This is a genomic window from Paenibacillus xylanexedens (assembly GCF_001908275.1).
GTDB lineage: Bacteria > Bacillota > Bacilli > Paenibacillales > Paenibacillaceae > Paenibacillus > Paenibacillus xylanexedens_A.
Genome location: NZ_CP018620.1, coordinates 6,395,509 through 6,408,942 on the forward strand (window position 1 = coordinate 6,395,509; position 13,434 = coordinate 6,408,942).

The window sequence follows — 13,434 nt, forward strand, 5'->3', positions numbered from 1 at the left end:
CTAATAGGACATCCTGATATGGTTATAGGACTTCTCTATAGTACAAGAAAAAGCCATCCCCCATATCGATTGGCGGATGGCTTCTTCTTGTATGACTCTCATTGATTATACCATTTTGGCGGTGCATCACTTGGTGTATACACTACTCATCTATCTGCGACTCGCCCATTTAATTTTACGCGCAACTTCCACTCGCTGTAATTGTAAGAGACCGATCCGTTCCTCGAACTTCTTGCGTTCGTCCATGGAATGAGCGGCATGAATCTGGTGGCACAGACCTGTCAGTTTGCTGTTAATGTAATCAAACCGTGTCCATAATTCCTCTTCAGGTGTGCGTTGCTGCTCCGTCGCCGTCTGAAATATTTTGAGTTGGCGGATAAGGGATTGTTGCCATTCCTGATCCTGAATTTGGATGGCAAAATGCAAAAGATCCAGATAGTCATCAATTTGCAACGAAACGCCGCAATCAGATTTAGTGTTCATCGTCGTCTCTCCTTATTTCAGTACTTGGCTGGAATCCATTACTTCTATCTTACAGGATCAAGCCCACTGAAAGCGAGTGCTGAACGATTAAATTTTGGGAAAATTTTTATTTTTTTATGTTAAAACAGCTTTACATTTCCATTAAGACCAATTAGGCAGGATATTGATATTGGTACATATGAAATTGGTAATAAAAACCCGCGTTAAGGAAAAAAGTTCTTTCCTCAAAACGGGTTTTTCATCATTTTATATATAATATTAACACATATCAAATCAGTCATTTTTTCCATCTCGCTGCTGTCTGGTCATCAGTAACATGAGAAACGAGATGATAATAATGGAAACAGTCCATGCCCAAGCCATGGTCTGATTGCCCGAATCCACAGCGACATAGATTGCCGTGGGTACCGTTTGTGTTTTGCCCGGAATATTGCCTGCAATCATAAGTGTGGCTCCGAATTCACCGAGTGCCCGGGCAAAGCCCAGGATGAAGGCGGTCATCAATGCTCTGCCTGCGAGCGGCAAGGAAATGTAACGAAAGACCTGCCACTCATTCGCCCCAATCGAACGACCCGCATCCTCCAGATCACGATCCACACCACTGAATCCCGATTTCATCGTCTGATACACGAGTGGAAAAGCAACCACCACCGAAGCAATCACCGCAGCCCACCAGGTGAAAATAACCGGTGCGGAGAATATGGCTTCAATCCATTGTCCAAACAGACTTTTACGCCCCAATATGACAAGTAACAGAAATCCAACCACCGTCGGAGGAAGGACTAGCGGTAGCATAAATGCCGTTTCCAGCAGAATCTTTCCCCGAAATGAAGAACGTGACATCTTCCAGGCTATCGCAATTCCGAGCACAGTGGCCACTACGCTGGATAATAACGCTACCTGAAGAGATAGGCGCACCGGTGACCAGAATACGGACCAGTCTATGGCGTTCACATTCATTCCGGAATTGTGAATCCGTATCTAGCGAAGATATCGAGCACTTCAGGGGTTTGTAAATACGCATAAAATTGTTCGGCCTCTGTACGGTGTTTGGTTCCTTCAATAATGCCTATTGGATAGTTGGCTGGTGTGTAGCTGTTCTTGTCCACCTCAAACGCAATTTTCACCTGATCCGAAGTAAGAGCATCCGTTTTATATACAAATCCTGCATCTGCATTGCCTGTCTCTACATATTGAAGAACCTGTCTAACGTCTTTCCCCTGCACAAGCTTGCTTTCCAGTTCATCCCACAGCTTGGCATTGGTAAGAGCTTCCTTGGCATAGGTTCCCGCAGGAACACTTTCCGGAATACCAATGGCTACCGTCTTGATGGAGTCGCTGGTGAGATCCGTTTCACTGGTTACTGTGTGGGTCCCATCTACTGGCACTATGGCCACCAGTGAATTCTGTAGCAGATTCTTCTGATCGCCCGATGCAATCAGGTTTTCATCCACTAGCGCATTCATATTTTTTGTTGCCGCCGATACAAAGACATCAGCCGGGGCACCCTGTTCAATCTGCTGTTGCAAGGCACCCGAGGCGCCAAAGTTAAAATTAAGTTCTATATAAGGATTAGCTAACTCATAATTGGTTTCAATCTCTTTCATCGCATCGGTCAGACTGGCCGCCGCAGAGATTGTCAGATCTACCGTTTCCTGCGGATCGGTATTTCCTGCTGATGAACTTTCACCTGATGCCGCTGGCGTTGAGGTCGTTTGTTCTGCACCTGTGGATGTATCCGTAGTGCCCGTGTTTGCGCCGCAACCAGCCAATACAAGAGCCAGTCCCAGTGACATACTTCCCAACACATATCCGATTCTCTTTCTCATTCATTTCTCTCCCAACGTTATCTTTAGATATAACTAGTTATAATTGATTATATCTAATTATACACAAGACAAAAAAAATGGAAAGGTGATTAAGATCACATTTGATTTTTTTATCTGTCCTATGCGTGTATTGCGCGTTCTCAGGTTTATGGCATCCCTCAATTAATGATATAGTACAAGAAACATTCATAACAAAACCATAATTGCTCTATACCTTTGAAGGAGGATCTTCACTTATGACGGAGGAGCAATCCTACACAACCGAAGAAATATCCAAGCTGCTCAAAATATCAAAACTGACGGTCTATGACCTAATCAAAAAAGGAGACCTCGTCGCATACCGTGTAGGTAAACAAATGCGAATTGATGCAACCGATCTGGAGGCATATAAACGTCGCTCCAAGCAACTTCAGTCCTCAGCTCAGCGTATCCCGGCTCCTCATCAGACCTCGGCATCAGGAACTCAGCCAGGTCAGGATGATTTTCAGGGAACTTCCTTACAATCGACTATACCCGTTGGGTCTGCGCATGTGATTACTCCAGCGAGTTCTGCTCATTCAATGACTGCTTTATCACGGCATCTGGTCATAACAGGTCAGGATGTCAGTCTGGATATTCTAATGCGCCATATAGAAAAACAAACTCGGGACATTCGTCCGCTACGCTCGTTCATGGGTAGTCTGGATGGGCTTATCTCGATGTATCGCGGTGAGTCCGATCTGGTCAGCACCCATCTGCTCGACGGAGATACCGGTGAGTATAATCTGCCGTATATTCGCAAAATTCTGACGGGACGATCTTATGTTGTGGTGAACTTGCTATCACGACCTGCCGGACTGTATGTACAACGTGGTAATCCACAGAACTTGCAGAATTGGACCGATCTGAGCAAGCCTGAACTGAGACTAGCTAATCGGGAGATAGGTTCTGGTGCGCGAGTATTGCTGGATGAGCAACTTCGACTGCATGGAATTCCTGCCGCAGGTCTGATCGGATATCAAGTCGAAGAAACCAGCCACATGGGCGTGGCGGCCAAAGTCAGTTCAGGAGAAGCTGATGTCGGAGTTGGCATTGAGAAAGCTGCACGACTTGTGGGACAGGTTGATTTTATCCCGCTCATTCAGGAACGTTATGATCTGGTCATGCTTAGGAAGCAAGGTAATGAAGCTTGGACAGAATCTGTCCTGCGAATTCTCCAATCGCCGGAGTTCAGACAGGAACTGCAATCATTCGAGGGATATGATGTATCCCGGACAGGTGAGATTTTGTACGAAGCATAGGTATACAAAATGTAGACAATAACAGCCCATGCTCAACGTGTATTCAACATTACATCATGCATATACAAAACGCCTTGCAAGGGCTGCAAGGCGTTTTTGGTGTTTCTTTCTATATATAACGCATGATATCGATGAATGGATTGCTTAATGTGGCAAATCGATCTCAAAAATGAACACACCATACGCGGGCATGTTGATCTCATTCTGAAGTGTTGTACCTGACAGTAACTCTTTTGCTTGTTTCTTAAGCTTAATGGGGACTTGTTGATCCGAGTAGTTGAGTAAAAAGACATAAGCTTTATCCTTACCAGAACGGATACCAAGCTCAACTTCGGACGGTACCTCTACCAGATCACCCACAGGTGAAGATAGCTCTATTTCTTCCAGGAGAGCATCTACGACCGGTTCATTGTAAGCCGCTCCATAATACCATACTTGCCCCTGACCTACCGTACGTTTGGTCAATGCAGGACTACCTGCATAATATTCAGATGTATACTCAGCCATGACCTGCACATCAGCATGCTCCACATGAAGAACTTCGTTAAATCCGGCCGTTGACGTTCCCTCCTGAAGCCGCTCACTCGCCCCACTCCATTGCAGTTTGGCTGCTGGAATGGTTCCTTTGATTAAGGTAAAGTCCTCTACGGTTACACCACACAACTCAGCGACAGCCCCAGGGAACGGTCTCATGTAACAATGCCCCTTGAGATCCTTATATCCGGTGCGAGCACCAAAAAACAGAGTGCCTCCTTGACTGACATAGGCTTGCAGAAGTTCTGCTGTCTCGTCTGTCATGATGGCCGGGTGAGCATAGATGATCACCTTATATTCAGATAACTCTTCCAGTGTAGTCGTTGGTTGCAGTGTAACCATGTCCATCGGAATATGACGATACTGAAGCTGCTTATACCAGGAGCGTACACTCTGTTGCTGAAGCGGACCGTGCCACTCGTCCAACTCTCCGTCCCAGATGTTATCGTAATCCTGTAGGATCGCAACATCGGCTTGATATGTAGTGCCCGCAATAACACGCCCGATCCTGGCAAACTCTTCCCCTACTTGTGCAACCTCGCGTACCCTTCTGTTGGGTTGATTATGGTAATCATTGATGCCATGCCAGTACATCTCCGTGCCAAATGTTGCCGTCCGCCAGCGGAAGTAGACGAGCAGATCTGTTCCATGAAGAACAGATTGATACGACCATAATCGGATCTGTCCCGGTCTTGGCGTACCCATGCCTATACTGTCAACCCAGCCTCCTGGCCCAGACTGTTGTTCCATGACGCAGAAGTTCGGTGACATGTTGCGTACGTTCGACAGTTTCATGCTCCAGGCCCGATCTTGCAATGAATTGTCGTCTGTCCCTGGAAAGATCGTAGCAAACTGCGGATACGAATCATAAGAGAAGAAATCCAACAGGTCTTCTGTCATTTCATGATTATCCAAGTGTCCAAACATACCGTTTGTTGTGATCCAATGTTCCGGGTCCAGTTCCCGAATGATGTCCACCTGAAGCTTGGCAAATGAAATGGTATTAGCTGAGATGAATCTCTTTTCATCTAATGCCAAATGAGGATTTGGCGATTGGCTGACCATATTTCGGGTAAGGTGAACTTGCTCCCAGTCCGTATAGGTCTGACTCCAGAAAACGGTTCCCCATGCTTGGTTCAGATTCTCTAACGATTCATAACGATCCTTTAACCATTCACGGAAGGCGACATGGTCAGCCTCAGCATAGAAAACATCCATATGACAATTGAATTCGTTATCGATCTGCCATCCAATGAGAGCCGGATGATCTTTATAGGCAATCACCATATTACGCACGATTTTCTCACATTGCTGTCTGTAGATTGGGCTGCTGTAGTTGGTATGACGCCGCATACCGTGTTGATACAACACCCCGTCTTTATTTGCGTTTAATACTTCTGGATATTTGGATGTTAACCACGCTGGTGGAGTTGCAGTAGGTGTTCCCAAAATAACGCTCAAACCATATTGATGCGCCAGATCCAGTGCCTTCTGGAAAAAACTAAAATCGAACTGGTCTTCTTCCGGCTCAAAGATGGACCATGCAAATTCAGCCATCCGAATAACTGTGATATTCATCTCTTTCATTCTACGGAAATCGTCCTCCCACAACGCTTCCGACCAGTGCTCAGGGTAATAACAGACCCCCATTTTTAATTCATCCAATTGGATTGATTTTGCCACCTTTAATTGCCCCCTTAACCTGCCATATTGCCTCCATTCTATTGGAACCTTCACATATAATAAATGACAAGATTATGCGACTTATAATAAAATATTGTCATTGTCCAAGATTCAAATAACAGTAGGCTGAATCTATTTCAGTTCATTACATAAAAATATTGCGTTTAAATGGAGGATGCACGTGAAAGAACACATCTTTCTCCCCAAGCCGGTTTTCCCCAGACATGTATGCTTTCCCGATTTTATTGGAGGGTACAGTGACTTTCCGAAACATCGTGTACATCGAGAATATGGCACAACCGAAATCAATTTGGATCAATGCTATAATCTGCACCTTGTACTTGAAGGTAAAGGATTTCTGGACACGGGAACCACTCGTTATGAGCTAACACGAGGGCAGGGATTCCTCTACGGTCCCGGTCTCAGACAAACCTACTATTCAGATTTGAATGACCCTTGGAGTATTCGTTGGATTCACTTCTACGGTATTCGTCTCGAAGAACTGTTAAATGGAAAAGGCGTTGACGAGCCCTGGCTGTTTCAATGTTCCAACTTTCCGGTGGTTACCGCGCTCATGGATCGATTGCTGGAGCTAGGCAGAGGCTATCAGGTTGAGGACGAGCACAGTGTGGCAGCTACTCTATATGAGCTTCTGACCCGATTGCAATCCGCAGCGAGCCAAATCAATGTTTCTTTAAATCACACTTCAGAGCGAATTCGAGAAGCAGGGAATTATATTCGTTCCCATAGTAACGAGCACATTACACTTGACCACGCTGCCGGGATTGCCGGATACAGTACAACATACTTTAGCCGAAAGTTCAGTCAGACGTTTGGAATCTCCTTCCCTGAATTCCTGATGGAATCCAGGTTATTACATGCGAAACAGCTGCTCGCAACAACCAACCTTTCCATTAAACAAATTACGCTGGAAACGGGATTTTCACAGTCAAGCTATTTCATCCGCTGTTTCAAAACCCAGGAAAACGTAACACCTATGCAATTTCGAATGATGCACAATCATTCGTTATAGGCATAAAGTTACTTCATAATGCTATCGCAAAAGAAGACTCTGCATACAACATGCAGAGTCTTCTTCGCTCATTTTTCATAAATGTTCATTTGTATCTTCGTCCTCGTCAACCTCACGTACGCCAGAACAGCCCAGCCTCATCCCTTTCCACCTGTTCAAGCACATTCTCAAAATCGGAACAAGGTGTAATAACATCTACCGGATTCCAGCTGCTCTGTTCATCTCTGGCATACACTTTCCACTGATTTTCTTCCCAGTAAAATCGGGCAATATGCATCTTGTCCCATTGATACCGTTCCTCGGCGGGTCTTTCTTCGGTTAGGATTAATTCATTGTCATTCATCTCATATGTCAACTTCACCATCGTACGTAGTGGCGCGGGTACCTTCTCGTGAATATATCCGTTCATTACTGAATCCTTTTTAGTGTAAACAAGTCCAACATGGAGATGCACATCCTCTCAGCAAAATACGCCCCTGTTTTAACCGACTCGTACAGCTTCCAGCTCACAACAACCTGCCTTCATGCAAAGGTGTCAGCTACATCCCTTGATCATTTTACCAGCTGGATTTTGTTACACCAGGAATCTGACCTTGATGAGCCAGTTCTCTGAACTTAATTCGAGACACCTTGAACTTGCGTAGATAACCCCGCGGGCGGCCTGTCACTTCGCAACGGTTCTTTAATCTGGTCGAAGATGCATTACGCGGCAATTTCTGCAATGCCTCGTAATCCCCTTTTTCCTTCAGTTCCCGGCGCAGGTCCGCATATTTGGCCACGATCGCCTGACGTTGCTTCTCACGTACCACTTTAGATTTTTTAGCCATGAATTACAGCTCCTTATTGATTGAATTTATATTTATTTATTTATCTATATAAATTGAACTAAAGAATATTTACACTGCACACTCCGATGACAGAACAACCTTCCGATCGCTGTTATCCCCAGATTTTTTTTGATTCCTTTTACAAAGGGTAAATCCGGGGATAGCGTATGCTTCCGATGTAGCTTTCTTGCAGAAAGCTTGTAGGCGAACGCTCCGCTTCTTCAGGTCCTTTCTGTCCTCTCCGTTTTGTGTAAATGTTTATTTCAATTTATATAGATTTGCTTATATAGCGCTACTCTCAATGCAGAACATCAACTTCCGAGTTATACGGCTTCCACAGGCCATGGCAGTGGATTATCGAAATGGCCCCAGTCAGCCAGCATTTCTTCATCATTGAGCAGACACTGGTCCAGCTCGTCTTCAATGCTGGCACGTTCCATTTCGATCCCAATCATGACAAGCTCCGTCTGACGATCTCCCCACTGGGCATCCCATTTTTCCATAAAATCCGGCTCGTTAACTAAAATCTCTTCTTTGTCCGCTTCCGGCAACGCCGCGACCCAATGTCCCGCAGGACCGAACTGAATGGATGGCCCTGCCTGACTGAGGCTTGCCGCAACATCCCCCTCGGCCGCGAGCCATACCAAACCTTTGGCACGTACCACTTCTTCCGGCCAGTAACTCATGAATTCAGCCAGACGGGAAGGATGGAATGGCTTTCTACGGCGATAGACAAAGGAACCAATACCATATTCCTCGGTTTCCGGTGTATGCGACTCCTTCTCCAGTTCCTGAATCCATCCAGCGGAAATGCTCACTTTCTCAAAATCAAAGCGGCATGTATTCAGAATCTCAGACGGATTCACCTGTCCGTTCTCAGTCCGAATGATCTTGGCGTTAGGCTGTAGCTTCCGGATGATACCTTCGAGCTTGTTCAGCTCGGTGTCATCGACCAGATCACATTTGTTCAGCAGCAGCACATCACAGGTTTCGATCTGATCAATCAACAAGTCTACAACGTCACGGGTGTCCTCATCTCCGGTCGCCTGGTTACGATCCAGAAGACTCTGTCCTGATCCAAACTCATGCCAGAATCGATTGGCATCCACCACCGTTACCAGACAATCCAATCGGGCCAGACTAGTCAGGTCAATACCCGACTCCTCATCGGCATATGTAAAGGTCTGTGCAACTGGAACAGGTTCACTGATTCCGGTGGATTCGATCAAAATATAGTCATACTTGCCTTCGTTCACCAGCTTCTCAATCTCCTGCATCAGATCATCCCGCAAGGTGCAGCAGATACAGCCGTTGGACAGCTCCACCAACTTCTCTTCCGTTCGAGACAAGGTTGCCTCCCCCTTGACCAACGCAGCGTCAATGTTCACCTCACTCATGTCGTTGACGATCACCGCAACTTTGAGCCCTTGTCTGTTGTTCAACACGTGATTCAGAAACGTTGTTTTTCCTGAACCAAGGTAACCACTCAGTACGGTTACCGGAACTTGCTTTTGTATCATAGAAATCTACTCCTTATATGTGCAGTCTGCGTAATCCAGACTTTAATAGTAATTATTACGATTAACGACAATGACTATAATCCTGTTAGACGGTCGTTGTCAAACTATTTTTGATTCAACCTGCAAAAAAACAAAAAAAAGGCTGATGACCGACCCTTACACTTTTGCATCCTGAGGATACGTTTTGGCAAGAAGTGAGTCATAAACCTCCTCTGTAAATGTTCTTTAGTTCAATTTATATAGTCACCCCAGATCTGACCTTATTGCCCGCTTCCATGCGTTGCCTGAATACCAACACCAGAACCATCGCTGCAACAGAGAGCAACGTGCAGATCATAAACATGGTCGAATACGAACTCACCTGTACAATAAGCCCCATCGCCAGTCCTCCCAGAGAGAATCCCAGGTCATACGAGGACATGAAAATCCCCATGAGTACATATCTGGAATCCGCAGGCAGCACAAAAGACAGATATGTGGTTAATGTCGGGTACAACAGTGCCAGGGCAAAACCGCTAAACACCGCGGATAAATACACTAGCGGCCCGATGGTCTCCATTAGACTGAGCAACTGTGTTCCCAGTGCAGCACATAGCATTAACCCTGCCATCAGCCAGGTATTCCAGCTACCATCGGACGGAATTTTTTTACGCAAAATAAACCGGCACAGGATTACAACTAATCCCTGAATCGTCAGAAATACGCCTGCACTCGCCATTCCGGTGGATACCATATACAGGGGAAGAAAGGTCGCTGTGGCCCCAAAGACGCAGGACGCAAACAACATCACCGCACTGCTAATCAGCAGTGGCGTACTGCGCCAGATGCCGCCGAATGAACGAAACATATCGCCCAAGGTGTACGATTTATTCTGCACGGTACTCCGTGGCAGATCCACATTATATCCAATCAGAAGTGGCAATGCCGCCAGTCCGATCATCAGCAGCGTAAACGCCAGATCACTGGCATTTTCCCAGATTTGTATGGCAAGGATCGGAATGACCAGAGAAGGAACCATCGTAAAAAGGGTGTACATGGACAGCCCTTGTGCCCGGTCTTTGTCCTCCAGCTTTTCCACAATGCCTGCCTGCATCGTCATGGAGAAAAACGCCGTAGCCACCCCTTGCAGGGCTCGCAACCACAGATACGTCTCCACACCAAAAACAACAAACAGCAGCAGCGTACCCGCATGCAAAAGCAATAACCATTGCATCACACGAAGTGGCCCATGCTTACCCAGCAGCTGTGCTGCAAAAGGTCTCAAGAGCATACAGGTGAACATATATGCCCCCATCATCAGACCAATCTCAGCCTGGTTCAATCCGGCGGCTTCGCTTCGCAAAGGAAGAATAATCGTCAAAGCTGAATTCGCCGCAAAAAATAAAAAGGCCAGCATATAAAACCGGATAAACGAAAAGGATACCGGATTTAATTTTCCATTGAATGTTGCATTCATCGTAGACTTCAAACGTTCGTCACCACTTTCTCTTCTGGCATTCAATTCATAGATGTACCTGTCACGGGTCTAGGCCGTTCATAGGCAAAAACGATCATCACCGCTCCTAGGATAGCATACATCATGTACATTAATGAATAGAAAGAGAAGTCCGCGACCGGTCTGATGGACACACCACCCTATCGTTCGATAAGACTCAACGACTCGTCGTCTCTACCCCGCTCTTACCCAAAAAAGAAATACAAAAAAACGGTTGCCGCAGAACGGAACCGTTTCGATCTGAATATGATCCAGTGATTCACTGCATCCATCAATCCTGATGTGATTGCACATTGTGTAGTGCTTGTTCAGCTAGTGCAGCCAGAAGATGTGCTCCCAGCGGCAGTGCCCGTTCATCCACATCAAAGCCAGGGTGATGCCACTCATGCGGGCCAGAGGTGCCCAGGAAGAGGAACAGGCCCGGAACTTCTTTTTGATAAAAAGAGAAGTCCTCACCTGCTGGAGAAGGTAGCGGTCTAACACTATTCAGTCCAATCTGACTTGCAACTTGCTCCGCCGCAGATGCGAGAGCTTCATCGTTGACCACGGCAGGTGGTCCCTGAATCCAACGGACCGTAGCCCGTGTGCCATAGGCTGCCGCCACACCGGCGACTACCTGATTGAAACGCTCACGAATTCGTGAACGCACTTTCTCATCAAAGGTACGCACTGTGCCATCGAGAATCGCTTCATCCGGAATAACGTTCCAGGCTGTGCCGCTGTGGAGCTTGGTGACACTGATTACAGCACTCTCCTGTGCTCCCACATTGCGGCTTACAATGGCCTGTAATGCCGTAACAATATGTGCGGCAACCACAATTGGATCAATGCCGGCTTCAGGCACAGCTGCATGGGTGCCTACACCTTCCACTTTGACAACAAAACCGTCTGCTGCTGCCATCAATGCACCTTCCCGAATGCCCACCGTACCTACCTGGAGATCAGGCTTGTTATGCAAACCAAATACGGCCCGAACATCGGATAATGCGCCGCTCTGGATCACTTGCCGAGCACCCGTTGCTTTTTCCTCCGATGGCTGGAATATCAACCGTACTTTTCCCGGTAGAATGGACTCACGCTGTTTTAACAATCGTGCAGCACCAATTAGAATCGCCGTGTGTGCGTCATGTCCACAAGCATGCATCTTTCCATCTACCTGGGAGGCAAAATCCAGCTTCGTCTCTTCCTGAATGGGCAGCGCATCAATGTCCGCTCTTAGGGCAACCACAGGTCCGTCCCCTTGGCCTACTTCAGCGATGAGCCCTGTCCGCAGCACATATTCGTCTGCAATACGGACGCCTTCCTCTTCCAGCCAACTGCGAATGGCAGCCGTGGTCTCCCTTTCCTCGCCGGACAATTCCGGGTTACGATGCAGGTGTCGCCGAATAGTGATTAAACGTTCCGCGAATGCTTCCGCCCGTTCACCGTGAAGCTCATGCTCGGGGCCCTGTACTTGTTGCTCAGAATGCTGTTTGGGCTGTTCCAGATCACTTTTCATCACATGGCCTCCCATTCGTATATATTCAACGGTCTCACTTCTATCCGATTGCTGCTTCCTGTTCCTTGGATTCCAGTGCAAATTCACTTAGTCCCTGCTCTGCCAGAATTTCACGCAATAATTCAAATGAATGAATTCGCTTGGCAAAGTCCCGTGTAGCTGTAGTCACAATTAACTCTTCCACAGCAAAATCCTGCTGGAACTTCAGCAGTGCCTGACCTACCGTTGCTTTCGTGCCCCGGGTCACGCTTGGTTCAAGAATTTCGAGTCGGTACTTTTCGTTGGATTGACGTCCGAATTCTTCCGCTTGTTCAACAGAACCGACTGTCAGCACTTTGCCACTCTCCATGTGAATTCTCACCAGCTTATGTTCACCCGCAAGCCCTTCCGCTTCTTCCTCACTCTCGGCCACAATCAGGGATAAAGCCAGTGCAGCGTAAGGCTCCCGCCCCTGGGAACGATCGAATTGTTCCCGATATATACGAATGGCTTCAAGCGCTACCTCTATATTACTGTTAATGAACAGTGAAAAGACATATGGAAGTCCCAGTTCCGCGGCCATGCCCGCACTATCGACACTGGCTCCAAGCACGTACAGCTCCGCTGGAATGTCGGATACGGGCGAAGCAGTGAGACCCGCAAGTGGATGCGATTGATCTTCAAGCGGTTCATTGTGGATGTATCGCTTCACTTGAACAATTTTCTCTTTCAGGGATGCAGCTCCCTGAATACCTTCCTGCAATGCCTGTGTCGAACGGGGTAATCCACCCGGCGCACGACCAATTCCCAAGTCGATTCTTCCAGGTCCGAGCGCTGCGAGTATATTGAAATTTTCGGCGACTTTATATGGGCTGTAATGTTGGAGCATCACCCCGCCAGACCCCAGACGAATCCGTTTCGTATGCGCAAGCAAGTGGGAGATGAGTACCTCCGGGGAGGAACCTGCAACATGCTGTCCATCATGGTGCTCCGATACCCAGAACCGATGGAATCCAAGCTGCTCTGCCCGTTGTGCCAGCTCAATCGTATGCCGAAAAGCATCCACCGCCGTTTCCCCTTCATAGATCGGGGTCTGATCCAAAATGCCAACACGAATACTCATATGCTTCTCCTCCTTGATTGTGCTGAACCGCTGTTCTTGAATCACTATTAAGTTGAACTGGAGATGTTACACTTTATCACTCCGATTGCAGTACCATCTTCCGATCACGCTTCGCTTCTTCAGATTGGTTCTGCACTCTCCGTTTTGGTG

Annotated in this window: 12 protein-coding genes; 2 read left to right on the plus strand and 10 right to left on the minus strand. The window is 47.1% G+C overall.

Annotated elements, in window-relative coordinates:
• Window positions 1-150: 150 nt before the first annotated feature.
• From BS614_RS27885 to modA, 3 genes are all read right to left on the minus strand, one after another.
• Window positions 151-483 carry a hypothetical protein gene (locus tag BS614_RS27885; protein WP_017692504.1) on the minus strand — a complete coding sequence of 111 codons (333 nt, stop codon included), beginning with the start codon at window positions 481-483 and terminating at the stop codon, window positions 151-153.
• Window positions 484-756: 273 nt separating this feature from the next.
• Window positions 757-1,443: a molybdate ABC transporter permease subunit gene (gene modB, locus BS614_RS27890; protein ID WP_083669918.1), complete on the minus strand. Its 687-nt coding sequence runs from the start codon at window positions 1,441-1,443 to the stop codon at window positions 757-759.
• A complete protein-coding gene (gene modA / locus BS614_RS27895; protein ID WP_074096310.1) occupies window positions 1,440-2,312 on the minus strand; it encodes a molybdate ABC transporter substrate-binding protein in 873 nt (290 codons plus the stop codon). Before modA ends, modB begins: the two co-directional genes overlap by 4 nt.
• 236 nt (window positions 2,313-2,548) lie before the next feature.
• On the opposite strand from modA, the gene BS614_RS27900 reads away from it, so the two are divergent.
• Window positions 2,549-3,592: a substrate-binding domain-containing protein gene (locus BS614_RS27900; RefSeq protein WP_074096311.1), complete on the plus strand. Its 1,044-nt coding sequence runs from the start codon at window positions 2,549-2,551 to the stop codon at window positions 3,590-3,592.
• A gap of 144 nt (window positions 3,593-3,736) precedes the next feature.
• On the opposite strand, the gene BS614_RS27905 is transcribed toward BS614_RS27900, so the two are convergent.
• Window positions 3,737-5,809, minus strand: coding sequence for a beta-galactosidase (locus BS614_RS27905; RefSeq protein WP_074096312.1), 2,073 nt, complete (start codon window positions 5,807-5,809; stop codon window positions 3,737-3,739).
• A gap of 175 nt (window positions 5,810-5,984) precedes the next feature.
• Here BS614_RS27905 and BS614_RS27910 point away from each other — a divergent pair, with 175 nt between their 5' ends.
• Window positions 5,985-6,842: a helix-turn-helix transcriptional regulator gene (locus BS614_RS27910; RefSeq protein WP_074096313.1), complete on the plus strand. Its 858-nt coding sequence runs from the start codon at window positions 5,985-5,987 to the stop codon at window positions 6,840-6,842.
• 112 nt (window positions 6,843-6,954) lie between these two features.
• On the opposite strand, the gene BS614_RS27915 is transcribed toward BS614_RS27910, so the two are convergent.
• The 6 genes from BS614_RS27915 to BS614_RS27940 all read right to left on the minus strand — a co-directional run bounded on the left by BS614_RS27915 (window position 6,955) and on the right by BS614_RS27940 (window position 13,284).
• On the minus strand, window positions 6,955-7,251 hold the full coding sequence (locus BS614_RS27915) for a DUF3024 domain-containing protein (RefSeq protein ID WP_084174792.1): 297 nt from the start codon (window positions 7,249-7,251) through the stop codon (window positions 6,955-6,957).
• Window positions 7,252-7,399: 148 nt separating this feature from the next.
• Entirely contained in the window at window positions 7,400-7,669 is a 270-nt protein-coding gene (gene rpsN / locus BS614_RS27920; RefSeq protein ID WP_074096314.1) for a 30S ribosomal protein S14, read from the minus strand.
• A gap of 323 nt (window positions 7,670-7,992) precedes the next feature.
• Window positions 7,993-9,189, minus strand: a complete 1,197-nt coding sequence (locus BS614_RS27925; protein WP_074096315.1) for a GTP-binding protein — start codon at window positions 9,187-9,189, stop codon at window positions 7,993-7,995.
• A 235-nt stretch (window positions 9,190-9,424) separates the two neighbouring features.
• Window positions 9,425-10,690 (minus strand): staphylopine family metallophore export MFS transporter CntE, encoded by a 1,266-nt coding sequence (cntE, locus tag BS614_RS27930; protein ID WP_425320265.1) that lies wholly within the window; start codon window positions 10,688-10,690, stop codon window positions 9,425-9,427.
• A 265-nt stretch (window positions 10,691-10,955) separates the two neighbouring features.
• A complete protein-coding gene (locus tag BS614_RS27935) occupies window positions 10,956-12,182 on the minus strand; it encodes an amidohydrolase (protein WP_244898216.1) in 1,227 nt (408 codons plus the stop codon).
• Between the two features lie 40 nt (window positions 12,183-12,222).
• Window positions 12,223-13,284: an LLM class flavin-dependent oxidoreductase gene (locus BS614_RS27940; RefSeq protein ID WP_074096317.1), complete on the minus strand. Its 1,062-nt coding sequence runs from the start codon at window positions 13,282-13,284 to the stop codon at window positions 12,223-12,225.
• Window positions 13,285-13,434 lie beyond the last annotated feature (150 nt).